This window comes from Thalassovita mediterranea, from assembly GCA_019448215.1.
In the GTDB taxonomy this organism is placed as follows: Bacteria; Pseudomonadota; Alphaproteobacteria; order Caulobacterales; family Hyphomonadaceae; genus Henriciella.
In genome coordinates this window covers 1,455,374-1,471,895 of sequence record CP080408.1, presented here as the reverse complement: position 1 = coordinate 1,471,895, position 16,522 = coordinate 1,455,374, and the positions used below count along the sequence as shown (strand labels likewise).

Here is a 16,522-nt window from a genome sequence, read left to right as displayed (position 1 = left end):
TAGCGACGTTTGCGCCAGACGGCTGTGAGTGGCTTGAAACAAGCGGTATGGGCGTCCATCTGAACGGCGTTAGCAGACAAGAGAATGCCGGACCTTCGATGTTTATACAGACCGAGCCCACGCCAAACCCCGACACAATCAAGTTCATCCCCGGCGAAACCGTTGCGGGCGCCGTCGGCCCGTTTGATTTCGCAAGCGTTGAAGAGGCTGGCTCCAGCCCGCTTGCCCAAACTGTTTTCAATGTGGACGGCGTAACTCGTGTTTTCCTCGGACCGGACTTCCTGTCTGTCTCCAAGGCAGAAGGGTCTGACTGGAAACATCTGCGCCCGATGGTGCTTGCCGCGATCATGGACCACTATGTCGCCGGGCTTCCCGTGCTCAGCGATGGCGGCGCGTCGCCGCAAGTTGACGCCAATGCGACCACCGCGGACGACTATGAAGGCGAGACCGCTGAAATCGTCGGCGAGATCCTGGAGCTGATCGAGACGCGCGTGCGTCCTGCTGTGGCGCAGGATGGCGGCGACATCACTTTCCAGCGCTTTGATGCCGACACGGGGATCGTCCACCTTGCCATGCGCGGCGCCTGCGCAGGCTGCCCATCGTCCACGATGACGCTGAAGCAGGGTATCGAAAATATGCTGAAGGCCTATGTGCCCGAAGTGAATGCGGTCGAGGCCGCGCTTTAGACTTTTACCATCAAGGAGTTTCGGGACCATGTCTGATCCGGTCAATGATTACGCGCTGGACCTCATCTGGCGGAAGGGGCGTTCGTACAATGGCTGGCACGACAAGGATGTGCCCGAAACTCTGATCCGCGCCGTCTATGACCTTGCAAAGATGGGCGCAACAAGCGCCAATTGTTGCCCCGCCCGCTTCGTTTTCATCCGCACCGAAGAGGCCAAGGCGCGCCTCAAACCGCATCTGATGGAAGGCAATGTCGAAAAGACGTTGAGCGCGCCCTGGGTCTGCATCATCGCCAACGACTTCATGTTCCATGAGAAAATTCCGCAGCTTTTCCCGCACAATCCAGGCGCCAAGGACTGGTTCTCCGATCCGCATGCCCGCGAAGAGCACGCCATGCGCAATGGCTCGCTTCAAGGCGCCTATCTGATGCTGGCCGCGCGCGCGCTGGGTCTCGACTGCGCGCCGATGTCTGGCTTCAATCAGGATGGTGTCGATCTCGAATTCTTTGCCGACAAGGATGAGACCCATCACTGGCGTTCGAACTTCCTCTGTGCCATCGGCCATGGCGATGACAGCACCATCTTCGATCGCAGCCCGCGCCTCAGCTTCGATGAGGCTTGCAAGATCCTTTAGCCGGGCGTCCCTCGCATGCTGACGCTTGGTATCAACACATCCGGCCCGGCCTGCGATGTCGCGGTCCTGAAGGATGGCACCTGCCTGTCCGAACGCCATGAAGACATGGTACGCGGACAGGATGCGCGCCTTCCCGCAATCGTCGAGGCCTGCCTGAAAGAGGCGGGTTTCAGTCTTCAGGATGTTGAGCGGATTGGTGTCGTCACCGGCCCCGGAAGCTTTACCGGCATCCGCGTTGGCGTCGCATTTGCGCGCGGCCTGTCGCTGGCGCTTGAGGTGCCGTGTGTCGGCGTGACCGCGCTGGAAGCGACACTCCCTGCAGGCCAGCAAGGCTCGGCCATCGTTGCCCTTCCCGCCAAGAGACGCCCACCTGACCTGTCCTATTGGGTGCAGCGGTTCCGCACAGGCGCGGCGACTGGTGAGCCGGAGGAGCTTGGTCTCGACGCCATAAAGGCTGAACTCAGCGCTCACCCGCATTTTGTCTTTGGCGAAGTGGGCGGCCCGCTGGATACCGCGCTTGAAGGAATCGAGATTCATGAGGCCCGCCCAAGTGCGCGGCGGACGGCGGAGTTTGCGGCGGTCGCCGACAATCCTGCAGGCGTGGCGCGCCCTGTCTATGTACGCGCGCCCGACGCCGCCCTGCCCGGCGGCCGCAAGCCCTGATGGCCGGAAGGCGCGGCATCGTCATCCTGAATGAGGAAGATTCAGCGCGTGCGGCCATGCTGCACGCAGCCTGTTTTGACGTCAGCGGGCAGTGGAGCGTCCGCTCCATGCGTGAGTCGCTCAGCGCGCAGACCACACTCGCGCTCGGCCTGGAGGAAGACGCCAATCTTACCGGCCTGCTTCTAATACAGCGCGTCCCACCGGACGCTGAAATCCTGACGATCTGCGTTCATCCGGACGCAAGGCGCAGCGGCGCAGCGCAGCAGCTCTTCGAGCACGCAGCCACATTGCTCGGCCCCTATGGTATAGACCGGTTGATGCTGGATGTTGCTGGTGACAATCTTGCCGCTATCTCTTTCTATGAACGCAATGGGTTCGGGCGTGATGGTGTTCGCAAGAACTATTACCGCCGCGAAGACGGCGCCGCTGTCGATGCGGTGTTAATGTCGCGTCCGCTCGCTGGACACACACACAAATCGGGGGCATGAACAGGCCATGGATCGTCTCGAAAAGCTTTGCACCGAAAAAGGTCTTCGTATGACCGAGCAGCGCCGCACGATTGCGCGTGTGCTGTCCACGTCCGATGACCATCCCGATGCCGAAGAGCTGCACCGCCGCGCCAATGCGCTCGACAACTCCATCTCGCTGGCAACTGTCTACCGAACCGTGAAGCTGTTTGAGGAAAGCGGCATCATCGAGCGCCACGAATTCCGCGACGGGCGCGCCCGCTTCGAGGAAGTGCCTGAAGAGCATCACGATCACCTGATCGATGTGAAAACCGGCGACGTGGTCGAGTTTCACTCCGAAGAGATTGAGCGCCTTCAGGTCGAGATCGCTGAACGCCTTGGCTATCGGCTGGTCGATCACCGGCTGGAGCTTTACGGCGTGCCGCTGAAATCGGACAAGTCCAACTAACTCCCGAGGCTGGCCCCAAGGCCTGTTTTGTTGCATAAGCCCGCGGATGACCACCCCAACTTCGCGCCCAGAGCCCAAGCGTCTTTTCATCAAGACGTATGGCTGCCAGATGAATGTTTATGACAGCGAGCGCATGCGCGATGTGCTGCGCCCGCTCGGCTATCAGCCTGTCGACGGCCCGGAGACCGCTGACCTCGTTGTGCTGAACACCTGCCACATCCGTGAGAAGGCGACCGAAAAGGTCTATTCCGAGCTTGGCCAGATCAAGAAGATGAAAGAGGCCTCCGGCGGCAAGATGACCATCGCCGTTGCAGGTTGCGTGGCGCAGGCCGAAGGCGCCGAGATCATGCGCCGCCAGCCTGCCGTGGATCTCGTGCTTGGCCCGCAGGCCTATCACAAGCTGCCTGAAATGGTCGCCCGCGCCAGCCGCGCGGCAGGTGACCGGCTCGAGACCGAGTTTGAGACGCTAGAGAAATTTGACGCCCTGCCAAAGCAGCGTGAGGCGGATGGCCCTGCCGCTTTCCTGTCGGTGCAGGAAGGCTGTGACAAGTTCTGCACCTTCTGTGTCGTGCCTTACACCCGCGGCGCAGAGCTTTCGCGCCCCGTCGATGACATTGTCATGGAAGCGCGCAGCCTTGCCGCACAGGGCGTACGTGACATCTCGCTGCTCGGCCAGAATGTGAATGCCTGGCATGGCGCAGCGCCAAAGCTGGAAGGCGGCGGCGAATGGGGCCTTGGGCAGCTGGCACGCCACCTCTCAAAGATCGGCGGTATCGACCGTATCCGCTACACGACCAGCCACCCGCGCGACATGGATGACGACCTGATTGCAGCGCATGGCGAAGTGCCGGAACTGATGCCATTCCTGCACCTGCCTGTGCAGTCTGGCTCTGACCGGATCCTCAAGGCGATGAACCGCGGCCACACGGCCGAGCACTATCTCGACATCATGCGCCGGATGCGTGATGCGCGCCCTGACATGGCGCTCGCGTCCGACTTTATCGTCGGCTTCCCGGGTGAGTCCGATCAAGACTTTGAGGACACGATGAACCTCGTCCGTGAAGTCGGCTATGCCATTGCCTATTCGTTCAAGTACTCCCCGCGCCCGGGCACACCAGCGGCTGACATGTTCGGCCATGTGCCCGAAGAGGTGAAGGACGAACGCCTGCAGCGGCTGCAAGCCCTGCTGAAGCAGCAACAGACCGAGTTTAACGCCTCCAAAGTTGGCGAAACACTGCCTGTCCTCGTGACCGGCAAGGGCAAGATGCCGGGTCAGGCGCATGGCCGCTCTCCCTGGATGCAGGCGGTTCACTTCGATGCGCCTGAAAGCCTTGTAGGACAGATTGTGGACGTGAAGATTGTCGGCTCGACGATGAGCTCTCTCACCGGCGAATACGCCCATGCGGTGGAGGCCGCCTGACTTGAAAGGCACCGTCACCCGCCTCTACACTCCGGACAATCCAGCGCTTCTTCCTGCGATCTGCGGGCCGCAGCATCGCAATCTGATGAAGCTGGAAATGGCCCTTATTGATGGCAAACTGAAAGCCGACAGCCAGGGCGGCAGCATCCGGCTGACCGGCACGCAAGCCGCGGTCGCTGACGGCGAAGCAGCACTGGCCGCGTTCGAGCGTATGCTGAAGAGCGACCCGGCCGCTGGCGAAGATGCCTTTGAAGGCGCCATCGATCAGGCCCGCGCCCCGGCTGAAAGCTATGGCTCGCTGACCGGGCTTCGCGTGCCCGTCATGCCGCAGACCCGTACACAGGCCCAGTATATCGACTACCTCACCCGCGAGGGCCGCGACCTTGTCTTTGGTGTTGGGCCTGCTGGTACCGGCAAGACCTATCTTGCGGTCGCCGCGGGCGCTGCAGAGCTTCGAAAGAAGACCAAGGAACGCCTGATCATCACACGCCCTGCCGTTGAGGCCGGCGAAAATCTCGGCTTCCTGCCCGGCGACCTTGAAGAGAAGGTTGAGCCTTATCTACGCCCGATCTGGGATGCGTTGAACGAAGTGCTCGGCGCCGATCATGTCGAGCGCATGCGTGAGAAGAAGATTATCGAGGTCGCCCCGCTCGCCTTCATGCGGGGCCGCACGCTCAAGAACGCCTTTGTCATCATGGACGAAGCGCAGAACGCCACGATCGGTCAGACCAAGATGGTCCTGACGCGTCTTGGCCGCGACTCCCGCATGGTCGTCACGGGCGATCCGGGACAGGTGGACCTTCCGCCGAAAACACCGTCGGGCCTTGCCCATGCGCTTCGCATTCTTGAAGGCGTCGAAGGCACAGGCATTGTTCACTTCACTGCTTCAGATGTGCGCCGTCATGCGCTCGTCTCGCGCATCATCCGCGCCTATGACAAGGATGCGGGCACCAGCGACGACAAGACGCCGGGGGCCGGATCGTGAGCATCGTGCTGGACCTGCGCATAGAGGACGCAGGCTGGGCTAGTGAAATGGAAGACGCCGAAGCGGTCTGCCAGCGCGCGCTGGACGCCGCTTTTACGCTTGTCGCCATTGAGGGGGAAGTCGCGCTTCTCCTGACCGATGATGATGAAATGCATACGCTTAACCGGGACTGGCGCGGCAAGAACAAACCGACCGATGTATTGTCCTTTCCGGCTGATGAAATGGACGCACCATTCCTGGGCGACATTGCAGTCGGGCTTGGCGTTTCGCGTGGCGATGCAGCCACACGCGGCATCAAACTGACTGATCACCTGAGCCACCTCGTCATTCACGGCTATCTTCACCTGCTCGGCTATGATCATATGACCGAGGAAGAGGCCCGCGAAATGGAGGCGCTCGAGATCAAGGCCCTTGCCGGTCTTGGAATTGGCGACCCCTATGGCAGGGACCTCTGAGCTGGAACGAGATGACTGACACAACTGACCGAGAGAGACGGCGCCGCCCGCGCCTATTCAGATTTAGCAGGCGGCGCGAAAACGAAGAGCAGCAAGCAGAAGCTGTAACGGTGCAAAACGCACAGCATACGCCTGCCCAGCTTCGACTGCGCCTTGCAGAGTTCGAAGAGGGCCGTGTCGCCGATGTGATGGTGCCACGCGCAGAGATTGTCGGCGTCGAACTCTCGACTGACCTGCCAGCGCTGATCCAGCTCTACGCCGAAGAGTCGCATTCCCGCCTGCCCGTCTATCGAGAGACGCTGGATGATCCGATTGGCCTCGTTCATATCAAGGACGTGGTGGGAGAGATTGCGCGGGGCGGCGAAGGCATGGACCGCCCGCTCGAACGCCTGCGCCGTGACATCCTCTATGTCCCGCCATCGATGAAGCTCGCTGACCTGCTGGTGAAGATGCAGACAAGCCGTATCCATATGGCGCTCGTCGTCGACGAATATGGTGGAACGGACGGCCTCGTGTCGCTCGAGGACCTGATGGAAGAGATTGTCGGCAACATCGAAGACGAGCACGATGAAGAGCCAGCCATGGTCGTGCGCCGCGGCCGCCATGCCTGGGAAGCCGACGCCCGCATGGAAATCTCGGACTTCCTCGAAAAGACCGGAATGGATCTCGACCTCGGAGACCAGGACGTCGAGGTCGACACGCTTGGCGGCGTCGCTTTTGCGCTCGCCGGCAAGGTCCCGCTTCGCGGTGAAGTCCTGCGCCATCCGGTCGGTGCCGACATCGAAATTCTGGACGGTGATGCCCGGCGGATCGAACGCCTTGTCGTCCGTAGCGTCGCAGCAGAGGCCGGGGCTTGAGCGCTCGCGAGCAGAGCTACGGGCTAACAGCCCTCGCCCCCCTGCATCAGGGCGTCTCCGGCATTTCCGGCCTGCTCGCTTTCATCATCTGCATCTTTCTCGGCGCGGTCGCTGCGCTGGGCTTTGCGCCATTCCACATCGCGCTTGCGCTTGTCGTCTGCGTGACGCTGCTCGTCTGGATGATGGATGGCGCGCGCAAAAAGGCCCGTTGGGGCCGCGCCCTCTTCATGCGCGGCTGGGCCTTTGGCTATGGCTTCTTCCTGGTCAGCATGTACTGGACGGTCTCTCCATTCCTGGTCGATCCAGCCCAGCATGCCGCTTACATCTGGATGCCTCTGGTCCTGTTGCCGGGCGGCATGGCCCTGATCTGGGGGGCAGCTTTCTGTCTGGCTGGTGCCTTCTGGTCTGCCTCTCCCTCGCGGATTTTCATCTTCACCGTCTTCATGGGACTGGCAGAGCTCGTCCGTGGCTATCTGTTTGGCGGCTTTCCCTGGAACGTTTTCGGCACGACCTGGACGCCGGGTAGCTCGCTGTCGCAGGCGGCATCGCTTGGCGGGGTTTACTGGCTGACGCTGCTGACACTGTTTGTGAGCGCAGCCCCGGCTGCCCTTGTCGATACGCGTGAAGTCCGCGGCCTGTTCGAACGGGCCTTGCCAATCACCGCAGCAGTTATCCTTGCCAGTGTCGGCTGGGCCTGGGGCGCGCAGCGTCTTGCAGAACCATCCCAGATGACAGAGCAGCACGTCGTCCTGATGGATCCGGGTGTGCCGCAGGCAGACAAGTATAATGGCGCCTCTGACCGGCTGTTTCGCCGCTATCTCAACTTCCTTCAGGAGGTTGAGAGCGCCGAAGATGACATCGTCATCTGGCCCGAGGGTGCCCTTCCCTTCTACCTGCTGACCAACACCTATGCGATCGACACGATTTCGACCTATCTCGGCAATCGCACGCTGATCGTCGGCTCTACGCGCCGCAGCCTCGATGAGAACGACACGGTGTTTTTCAACAGCCTTGCCGTACTCGCAGCAGAAAATGGGCAGTCAGAGCTGATCGGCCTTTATGACAAACATCGCCTGGTCCCGTTTGGCGAGCTGGCTGCGACGGACATCATTCCGTTCGGCGACATGATGGCTGGTTTCCTGCCCGGCGCCATGCAGGAGCTGGCGTCGGCAGGCTTTACGCCCGGTGCGGAACCTACGGTCGTCTTCCCGCGCGACGTGCCGCCTTTCATTGCGCTGATCTGCTATGAAGCGCTGTTTCCCGAAATTACCCGGACCGCAAAGCCGCAGCGTGAAGCGGCAGAGTGGATCGTCACCATCTCCAATGATGCCTGGTTCGGCCGCGGCCTTGGACCGGCGCAGCACTACGCCCAGAACCGCTATCGCTCCATCGAAAGCGGGCTGCCCATGGCGCGTGTCGCAAGCCGCGGCGCGACGGCGGTCATCGATGGGTTCGGCCGTGAGACCGCGCGTGGTCAGAGAAGGCCCGGCGACCCTGATGGCTGGGTCTCTTCGGTTGTGCGCGCGCCCCTGCCCGCGCCACTGGCAACAACACCCTATCAACGCTTCGGGGCCGCGCTGTTCTGGCTCACGCTGGCCGGGTTTACGGTTCTGGCCTTCTTTACCTGGCGGCGCTAGAAGCCAGCGACCACCCTTCTCAAAGCCGTACCCTCAAAAAGCGACGCTATGCCCGAGAGTAAATTACCCAACAGGATCGACGAACTCGTGGGCCAGCGCATCCGCTGGCGCCGCAAGGAACTCAAATGGACGCAGGAACAGCTGAGCGAGCGGCTCAGCCTCACCTTCCAGCAAGTCCAGAAGTACGAGAAAGGCGTGAACCGCATTTCCGCAGGCCGGCTTTATGAGCTTGCTGGCGTGCTCGACGTGCCGATCGCCTATTTCTATGAGGGCGCCGAAGAGTACCTGTCCCTGCCGGGCCAGCTGCATGAGGATGCCAGTGAAGCGGCGCCGCTGCCCCAGATCGACCATGAGGCCATGGAGCTAGTCTCTTCGTTTCAGAAGATCCGGGACGAAGCGCTGCGCAAGTCGCTGCTTGCGACCATCAAGGCAGCGGCGGCTGTCGATGATGAGAATTCGTGAAAAGCCTAGCGTCACCAAGGCGAACCCTATAACAGGGCTAAGTCGACCAATCTAAAAGCGGAATAGAATTTTGACCGATCCAGTATTTCTTTTTACCAGCGAGAGCGTCTCTGAGGGACACCCGGACAAGGTTTGTGACCGCGTTTCCGACGAGGTCGTTGATCTCTATTTCCGCGAAGCCATCAAGGCTGGCTACGACACCTCGCGCGTCCGCGTTGCCTGTGAAACCGCTGCGACGACGAACCAGGTCGCCCTTCTCGGCGAGATGCGCGGTCCGGACACGATCACGCCCGACATGATCGAGGATGTCGTTCGCGCCGCCGTCAAGGATATCGGCTATGAGCAAGACGGCTTCCACTGGAAGAATCTGAAGCTCAATAACTGGCTGCACGGCCAGTCCGAAGATATCGCCGCTGGCGTCGATGAAGGCACGGGCACCTACACCGAAGAAGGTGCTGGCGACCAGGGCATCATGTTCGGCTATGCAAGCGACGAAACCGATGAGCTTATGCCGGCTCCGATTTCCTATTCGCACCGCATCCTGAAGCGGATGGCAGAGCTTCGCCATTCCGGTGAGCGTCCGGAATTCGAGCCTGACGCAAAAAGCCAGGTCACCATGCTGTACAGCAATGGCAAGCCTGTCGGTGTCGACGCAGTTGTGGTCTCGACCCAGCACCAGGATGGCCTATCCGCCGCTGATGTGCGCGAGCTTGTCCGCCCGGTGGTTACGGAGATCCTTCCAGACGGCTGGTTCCCGGACGAAGACAAGTTCTATGTGAACCCGACCGGCAAGTTCGTCATCGGCGGTCCGGACGGCGACGCAGGTCTCACAGGCCGCAAGATCATCGTCGACACCTATGGTGGCTCCGCCCCGCATGGCGGCGGCGCCTTCTCCGGCAAGGATCCGACGAAAGTTGACCGCTCGGCCGCCTATGCCGCGCGCTACCTCGCCAAGAACGTTGTCGCAGCTGGCCTTGCCCAGCGCTGCACGCTCCAGCTTTCCTACGCGATCGGCGTGGCGCGCCCGCTCTCCATCAACGTCAATCTTCACGACACCGCGAAGACCGACGAGCGCAAACTTGAAAAGCGCCTGATGGAAGTGATGGACCTGTCCCCCCGCGGCATCCGCACGGCGCTCGGCCTCAACAAGCCGATCTATGCCCGCACGGCAGCTTATGGCCACTTTGGCCGTAAGCCTGACGCCGATGGCGGCTTTGCCTGGGAAAAGACCGACCTGGTTGATCAGCTGAAAGACCTGCTGGGCTAGGTCCTGCCCTGCCAGGATGCCGGGCAGATTTTCCAGTAAACGCCGGGCGTATCAAATGAAGAATTGATACGCTCACATTGCCAGGTCTCTACGGCCACATTCTCAATCTGCTGAAGTCGGCGGATGGTTTCTTCAAAGGAACCTTCCGCCGTTTCTGTTATGACTACATAGAGTCTCATCGACGGATCACGAACGAGGTCGCGTATCTGGCGGCGGTAGCCTTCCAGTGCAGGCGCGCTCCAGTCCTGCGGCACGAGATGGGTGAGCCGCGCTGTTTCCGGGAAAAACGGTGACAGGAACGCCCCAGGATAGCCGCCAGCAAAAGCTATGACCGCACCATCATAGGCGCCCTCATTCGGCAGCTCGGCGCTAACATAGGGCGCGCTCCAGTCCGCGGGCCATGGCGCGCGGCGCAGGAGCGAGGGCTGCGTTATCACGGAGAGGCCAACGGCTGCCGCAAGTCCCGCGAGCGACGCTCGGCTTCCTGACAGCAATCTTGGACGCCAGAGCGCGATGACGAGCGCGGCCATAAGCGGGCCGATCATCCAGGCCGCAATGATGTAGCGGGCAATCGAGAAGACAGCGGTCCAGCCTGCCAGCATGACGATAAAGCCTGCAGCAAGCGCGCAAGCTTCGCGGACGCCTGCCTTCTGCCAGAATTGCCGCAATGCGAGCGCAGCAATCAGAATAACAAGGCTGGCGAGATAGCCGATCTGCAGGCGCGGATCGAAAAAGTCGTGCTCATTTATGAGCTCGCCGTCGAAGAGGAAGGCGAATGGCCGGAGAATAGCTTCACCAAATCCATGCGGCAGATAACGCTCATCCCGGAACGCTTCTTCCGGTCCGAGTGGCGCGTCGAATACCCCGTTCAGTAGAGGAAAGATCGGGTTGCCATAGACGTTATAGAGATAGAGAGCCCATGCTCCGCCGGTCACCATAATTCCGATGAGCGCGAACCCGGCGCAGATGAGCGCGCCCGAGATACGCTGACGCCAGCCCTGCAGTACGATCAGAGCGCTCGTCGCGAAAAACAGTGCATAAACCGCATTGGTAAGCTTGAGACCGATGCATAGGCCAAGAAGTCCGCTGGCAATACCAAGGCTCTTCCAGCCCGGCGCCCCACCATCCCGAGGAAAGAGCAGGACGAGAGAGCCAAGCAGCGCGACCGTAAATACAGAGTCGTTGCGCACGGAGCCGAACAGGCCGAACTGGGCCTCGGCAAGAAAGCCCGCCGCCGCAATCGACAGCACGACAAGCAAGCTCGGCTCTGCGCCGGTGCGCTGGAGGACCCGCCGGGACAAGGCGTAGAGCGCTGGCAAGCCAAGCCCTTGCAGGACACCGAGCAGGAAGGCGACGGCCCGTCCGGGCAACCACTCGATCAACAGCCAGACAAAGACCTGCCAGCCCGGACTGGCGAAGCTGTGCATTTCTGCAGGCGCGAGATCGTAGCCGTCACGGCCATTGAGTGCTGCCCAGCCATTGTGAAGGTGATAATGGGCGACATCGAAACTTGCATCGCGCGGCACCATCATGGAGAACGCGCCAAAACAGGCCAGCCACACCGCCCACCACAGCCACGAAATCTCAGTGGCTGGAAGGTCGGTCACTGACTGGCGCCGCGTCACCGGAGCTTGTCGTGAAATCGTCTGAACACTCACCCATCCGCTCCTTCGGCCGAAAGGGCGGCCGCCCCTTGTCGGGCAGACAGCAGAGTTTGGTTGATAATCTCTTGCCCCGCCTGCGCCTTCCGGGCGACGCGAACGCACTGAAGCAGCCTCTAGGCCTCTTCGATGCAGAGGTTGGCCAGCTTTGGCTTGAGATCGGTTTTGGCGGCGGCGAACATGTGAGCGCGCAGGCAAAAGCCAACCCGGACGTCGGCATCATGGCGGGCGAGGTCTTTGTTGAGGGCATCGCGAAGTGCCTGTCCGATATCGAGGATATGGCGCTGAAAAATGTCCGCCTCTGGGATGAGGATGCCCGTGAACTCGTGGATCTGCTGCCAGATGCCTGCCTCGACCGCGTCTTCATCCTGTTTCCCGACCCATGGCCGAAGAAACGCCACCAGAAACGCCGGATCATCCAACCTGATTTCCTGACGGCCCTCAGGCGGGTGATGAAGCCCGGGGCGCGGCTTCGGTTTGCAACCGATGTGCGCTCATACGCCGACGAAGCGCTGAGCATATTTCTCGCTGCTGAGGGCTTTAATTGGCTCGCTGAGAAAGCCGATGACTGGCGCCAACCACCCGCCGATCATTTCCGCACGCGGTATGAGACAAAGAATCTCGGCGATATCGCGCCCGTCTTCTACGAATTCACCCTCGACTAAATAAGCCAAAACTTCATGTTGATCTTGTTCAGGTTTTCCTGAACAAAGACGTATGCATGTACGAAAATTCATCTTGATCGGTGTCGGCTTCTTGCTGGCAATCTCAGGCCCGGCACAAGCAGTTACGCTTGATGAAGCTAATGCCCTCCACCAGCGCGCGATGACGTCAGGGTCTCCGGACGACAGGACAGAGGCCGCCCGCATACTGGCAGCTTCCGTGCTCGCCAATCCGGACCGGCCAGACGCAGTGCTACGCGCATTCGAGGCGGGACAGACGCTTTGCATCTATTCTGGCTGTCAGGGCGCAAAGGAAATGGCGGCTTTCGCGAGCAGCCATCCCCTGCCGGCAAATGTCCTTACCAGCGAGGATATCACTCTTCTGAGTGCCTTTGCCGACTGGATCACGGGAGACGCCCCCGGCACGCGTGAACGCCTTGATGCCGCGCTGACTTCATATCTGACCGTTAGAGCCACACCGCTCGCAATCGTGGCGTTTCAGACTCGCTATACCGAAGATTTCAATGCCAAGGACTGGGGCCGAGCCGCCAAGTCGGCGCGAGAGGCCTCGATATACCTTGCGCCTCACCGTGCGGTCGTCGGCGAGCGGTGGAGCGACGCCGTCATCGCCTCAGCGACAGCAGGTTACAACCACAATCCGGACCTCAACGACACCCTGATCCTGGCGCACCATATCAGCGACCTCATCAAACTTGATCATGATCTCCCGCAAAGGCCAGACTGGCTGGAGAGAGACCTCTATCTTTCCACAGCGTGGAGAGCAGGCATCCTGATGTATTTCCAGTCAAACGGGTCGACCCGCGCAATGGGCGCCTCACGCTATGAAGTTTCGGGACCTGACCCTGACGTGTTCAAACAGCAAGCGGCCGAAATCATCGCAGGAGCCGGCCCCACCGATATGCTGCCGACAAACCCGAACCTCTGTGAGGGCAGTTTCGATGAGGATCCTGAATTTCGTTATCCCTTCAATGCGCTGAAGGGCAAACAGAATGGCGCCGTTGTGCTCCGCATGGATCTCAACAACGGAAAAGCCTCAAACGTTGAGGTTCTCGCCTCCATCCCGGAACGCACCTTCGACAATGCGATCATCTCATCCATTCGCAAATGGACGTATGAGCCGGACGAGGATGCTGCCGATGATGGCCCCTGTGAAGCCTCCGCGAAGGACCTGATCTATACCTATTCCTTCGGCGTGAATTGAGAGCGCTGTCTGCGCCACTTCAAGGTGCATCCCCTTGTCAGGAGGAAAGATGAAACTGTTTGCCGTTCTTGCTGCTGCGCTGCTCGTAGCACTACCCGCTGCTGGCCAGTCTGATGAGATGAGCGATGCGATCGTCGCGTATAACGAGGCGGTGTCATCAGGCGGCGCCGCGGCACGCGTAGATGCGGCAAGAGCTCTGGGCCAGGCAACGCTTCGTCATCCGGAACGAGACGATGCCGCCCTGCTCGCCTATGAAGCCGGACAGACACTTTGCGTTTATGCAGCGTGCGATGGGGCTATCCCCTTCGCGGAATTTGCAAGCAGCCGCCCTCTGGTCGGCGACGCTGTCTACCCGTCAGATGTCGCCCTCCTCAAGGCCTATTCTGCCTGGAAAGACAAATCCGATCGCAGCACCAGAAACGCGCTCGATCAAGCGCTGGAGGATGTCGGCAATGAAGGCCTGACCAGCCTGTCGCTCACGGCCCACCACAATCGCTACATCGCAGATTTCAAGGACCAGAACTGGAGGGAGGCCAGCCAGACCGCCGCGCAGGCCGCGTCACATTTTGCGCCATTTCGGTCTGTGATTGGCGAACAATGGAGCGATGCGTCGATTGCGAGCATTGTTGCCGACTTCAATTCCCGCCCCGATACGAAGGACGTCATGGACATGGCCTATCATCGGCTGGAGCTGGGCAAGATTTACTACACGGTCGAAGACGAGCCTGATTGGCTGGATGGCCACTGGTACCTCACAGATGCCTGGCAAATGGCGATGTCTGCCTATTTCGCGTATGGCGCAGACTCCAGAAGCGGGCCTGGAGTTCGGACTCCCGATCACAAATACCTCGATGCAAGGGTGGAAGAGATCATGGATGGGCTCTCGGAATTCAGGGACAAACTGCCTGAAGCCACTGACGTCGATTCTGCTGCGGAAGAGGGCGAGGAAGACACGCGCCTTCCGTATTGCGACGGCACGTTCGATATGACGCCAGAGCTTAGTTATCCAGATGCCGCAGCACAGAAAGGCATGTTCGGCGCGGTGATTGCCCAGATCAAAGTGGAAGACCGCAAGGTTACGGACGTGGAAATTCTGGCTGCCGTACCATCTTCGGCTTTCGAGGAGTCGGCGGAGGCAACGATACGGCAATGGGAATGGCAACCGGAGGGTGAAGAGCCAGGCGTGACCTGTGATCCGAGCTACCGCCGGATTATCCTGCCAATGGCGTTCATGCTGGAGTGACTCAGCTTCACCGTGAAACGCCGATTGCAGGAACACGTGATTTCAGGCATAATGCATCTATCGAATATACGGTCGGTCTGAATTCATAAGACCCCGTCGGACCGACGGCCTTTCTTCACTTCCCCCGTTTCTTCGAGACCCTTCGTGACCATCCGCGCGGTGCGGGTCCGGCACGGGGAGAAGACTGGAGTAGCCAATATGGCAACCGGAAAAGTTAAATGGTTCAACGACCAAAAAGGCTATGGCTTCATCAAGCCTGACGCTGGTGGCGCTGACATTTTTGTTCATATCTCGGCCGTCGAGAAGTCCGGCATGCGCACGCTCGCCGAAGACGCACCGATCGAGTATGAGCTCCACACTGATGAGCGCCGCGGCAAGACCTCGGCCGTGGACCTGAAACTTCTCTAGATTTGGATTGGCCAGAAATGGCCTCTACTGATCAGGCGGCGGCTTCTCCGGAAGCCGCCGTTTTTCGTTTTCACGCCGGGTTTTGCGGTTGACCGCCCCCGCTTCGCCCATAGTATCCAAGGTTGATCAGAGGGGCAGGCGCATGATCCAGAAGTATGCTTTCATTGGTATTTTCGCTGTGCTTGGCGTCCTGCCTGCCACTGCTCAGATCACAGACGCGACGCTCGAACGCTATAACGCCGCCGCAGGTGGCAATGTCATTGAAGAAAAACTTGCGGCCGCCGAGCAGTTGGCAACCGAGGCGATTGCGACGCCGCAAGACGCCGATGCAACACTGCTGGCCTACGAAGCTGCCTGGACCATGTGCAGCGTCGGTTATTGTACGCGGGCAGTACCCGCCGCTGACTTTGCAGTTAGCCAGCCCGCGACCGATGCCCACCCGGTAATGGCAGACCGGAAACTGCTTGCAGCCTATGCAAGATGGAAAGCTGCCCCAAACAATGAGACCAGAGCCTCGCTGGACTCCGCTCTCAGCACCGTTGCAGATGAGCCGCCCAGCATGCTCAGCGTCTCGGCTTTTCATAATAGATACATCGCTGACATGTCGGAATCGGACTTCGAGACGGCCAAGCAAACAGCAGCTGCTGCGGCCGCTCACCTATTCCCGGTACGCGATCAGGTAGGACCGACATGGTCTGGCGCTGCCATCACTGCGGCCGTTGCGTCGTTCAATGACGACCGTGAGCCAGAAGCTATTATCGACATTGCGAAAGCTCACGCCGAAATTTCAATAATGCGGCATATGTCTCCGTCACCGCCTGACTGGCTGCTGGACCGCTACTATACCAGCATGGCCTGGCAGTCCGCGATGAATGCTTATTTCAGTAGTGAAGGCGACGCGGCCAGGGAGATTGAGATCGCCGACCAGATCGTTGATGACGCGATCACGGACGACAATCACACCCACCCTGACGGACCTTCTATTCACACTATCGATGGTCTGCCCTCCTGTGACGGAAAGTTTAACCGGCCACCAAAGCCAACCTACCCGAACAGGCCTGCGCACCAGGGTTATGTTGGCGCCGTAATCGCGCTTATGGACATAGACGAGAGCGGAACCATCACACCCCGGATTGGCGCCTCTGTTCCGGGCGACATGTTCGACGATGAGGTATTGCGCTCGCTCAAACGGCTGAGATGGAAATGGGAAGACACAGCCGATGGCGATCCAAACTGCCGCAAGATCAATCGGGATGTCGTATATCCTTTCCAGTTCCAGCTGGATGGATGACTGACGAGGCATATGGACAAAAGAGTCTGAGACGACTATTCTACCGTCCAAGTCGAA

General features: G+C 60.1%; 18 protein-coding genes. 17 read left to right on the top strand and 1 reads right to left on the bottom strand.

Annotation, left to right across the window (positions count from 1 at the left end; genetic code table 11):
* Positions 1 to 98 precede the first annotated feature (98 nt).
* From KUV46_07270 to metK, 12 genes are all read left to right on the top strand, one after another.
* The gene (locus KUV46_07270; protein QYJ02180.1) at positions 99 to 686 is read left to right on the top strand and encodes a NifU family protein; all 588 of its coding nucleotides are present in this window, start codon (positions 99 to 101) and stop codon (positions 684 to 686) included.
* A gap of 28 nt (positions 687 to 714) precedes the next feature.
* Positions 715 to 1,317 carry a malonic semialdehyde reductase gene (locus KUV46_07265; protein QYJ02179.1) on the top strand — a complete coding sequence of 201 codons (603 nt, stop codon included), beginning with the start codon at positions 715 to 717 and terminating at the stop codon, positions 1,315 to 1,317.
* Between the two features lie 15 nt (positions 1,318 to 1,332).
* Positions 1,333 to 1,980 carry a tRNA (adenosine(37)-N6)-threonylcarbamoyltransferase complex dimerization subunit type 1 TsaB gene (tsaB, locus tag KUV46_07260; protein QYJ02178.1) on the top strand — a complete coding sequence of 216 codons (648 nt, stop codon included), beginning with the start codon at positions 1,333 to 1,335 and terminating at the stop codon, positions 1,978 to 1,980.
* Positions 1,980 to 2,468 (top strand): GNAT family N-acetyltransferase, encoded by a 489-nt coding sequence (locus KUV46_07255; GenBank protein QYJ02177.1) that lies wholly within the window; start codon positions 1,980 to 1,982, stop codon positions 2,466 to 2,468. The genes tsaB and KUV46_07255 overlap by 1 nt, the downstream gene beginning before the upstream one ends.
* 7 nt (positions 2,469 to 2,475) lie before the next feature.
* On the top strand, positions 2,476 to 2,895 hold the full coding sequence (locus KUV46_07250) for a transcriptional repressor (GenBank protein QYJ02176.1): 420 nt from the start codon (positions 2,476 to 2,478) through the stop codon (positions 2,893 to 2,895).
* Between the two features lie 46 nt (positions 2,896 to 2,941).
* On the top strand, positions 2,942 to 4,315 hold the full coding sequence (gene miaB / locus KUV46_07245; GenBank protein ID QYJ02175.1) for a tRNA (N6-isopentenyl adenosine(37)-C2)-methylthiotransferase MiaB: 1,374 nt from the start codon (positions 2,942 to 2,944) through the stop codon (positions 4,313 to 4,315).
* Positions 4,296 to 5,300, top strand: coding sequence for a PhoH family protein (locus tag KUV46_07240; GenBank protein QYJ02174.1), 1,005 nt, complete (start codon positions 4,296 to 4,298; stop codon positions 5,298 to 5,300). Before miaB ends, KUV46_07240 begins: the two co-directional genes overlap by 20 nt.
* A gap of 47 nt (positions 5,301 to 5,347) precedes the next feature.
* Positions 5,348 to 5,755, top strand: coding sequence for an rRNA maturation RNase YbeY (gene ybeY, locus KUV46_07235; GenBank protein QYJ02373.1), 408 nt, complete (start codon positions 5,348 to 5,350; stop codon positions 5,753 to 5,755).
* 110 nt (positions 5,756 to 5,865) lie between these two features.
* Positions 5,866 to 6,612: a hemolysin family protein gene (locus tag KUV46_07230; GenBank protein ID QYJ02173.1), complete on the top strand. Its 747-nt coding sequence runs from the start codon at positions 5,866 to 5,868 to the stop codon at positions 6,610 to 6,612.
* Positions 6,609 to 8,249 carry an apolipoprotein N-acyltransferase gene (lnt, locus tag KUV46_07225; protein QYJ02172.1) on the top strand — a complete coding sequence of 547 codons (1,641 nt, stop codon included), beginning with the start codon at positions 6,609 to 6,611 and terminating at the stop codon, positions 8,247 to 8,249. Before KUV46_07230 ends, lnt begins: the two co-directional genes overlap by 4 nt.
* Positions 8,250 to 8,297: 48 nt before the next feature.
* A complete protein-coding gene (locus KUV46_07220) occupies positions 8,298 to 8,711 on the top strand; it encodes a helix-turn-helix domain-containing protein (GenBank protein QYJ02171.1) in 414 nt (137 codons plus the stop codon).
* Between the two features lie 70 nt (positions 8,712 to 8,781).
* Positions 8,782 to 9,978, top strand: coding sequence for a methionine adenosyltransferase (gene metK, locus KUV46_07215; protein ID QYJ02170.1), 1,197 nt, complete (start codon positions 8,782 to 8,784; stop codon positions 9,976 to 9,978).
* Here metK and KUV46_07210 read toward each other — a convergent pair.
* Entirely contained in the window at positions 9,975 to 11,636 is a 1,662-nt protein-coding gene (locus tag KUV46_07210; GenBank protein QYJ02169.1) for a hypothetical protein, read from the bottom strand. The genes metK and KUV46_07210 overlap by 4 nt on opposite strands.
* A gap of 56 nt (positions 11,637 to 11,692) precedes the next feature.
* Here KUV46_07210 and trmB point away from each other — a divergent pair, with 56 nt between their 5' ends.
* From trmB to KUV46_07185, 5 genes are all read left to right on the top strand, one after another.
* A complete protein-coding gene (gene trmB / locus KUV46_07205) occupies positions 11,693 to 12,304 on the top strand; it encodes a tRNA (guanosine(46)-N7)-methyltransferase TrmB (protein QYJ02168.1) in 612 nt (203 codons plus the stop codon).
* A 52-nt stretch (positions 12,305 to 12,356) separates the two neighbouring features.
* Positions 12,357 to 13,523 (top strand): energy transducer TonB, encoded by a 1,167-nt coding sequence (locus tag KUV46_07200; GenBank protein ID QYJ02167.1) that lies wholly within the window; start codon positions 12,357 to 12,359, stop codon positions 13,521 to 13,523.
* Positions 13,524 to 13,572: 49 nt separating this feature from the next.
* A complete protein-coding gene (locus KUV46_07195; protein ID QYJ02166.1) occupies positions 13,573 to 14,766 on the top strand; it encodes an energy transducer TonB in 1,194 nt (397 codons plus the stop codon).
* A gap of 198 nt (positions 14,767 to 14,964) precedes the next feature.
* Positions 14,965 to 15,174 carry a cold-shock protein gene (locus KUV46_07190; protein QYJ02165.1) on the top strand — a complete coding sequence of 70 codons (210 nt, stop codon included), beginning with the start codon at positions 14,965 to 14,967 and terminating at the stop codon, positions 15,172 to 15,174.
* 142 nt (positions 15,175 to 15,316) lie between these two features.
* Positions 15,317 to 16,465: an energy transducer TonB gene (locus KUV46_07185; GenBank protein ID QYJ02164.1), complete on the top strand. Its 1,149-nt coding sequence runs from the start codon at positions 15,317 to 15,319 to the stop codon at positions 16,463 to 16,465.
* Positions 16,466 to 16,522: the final 57 nt, after the last annotated feature.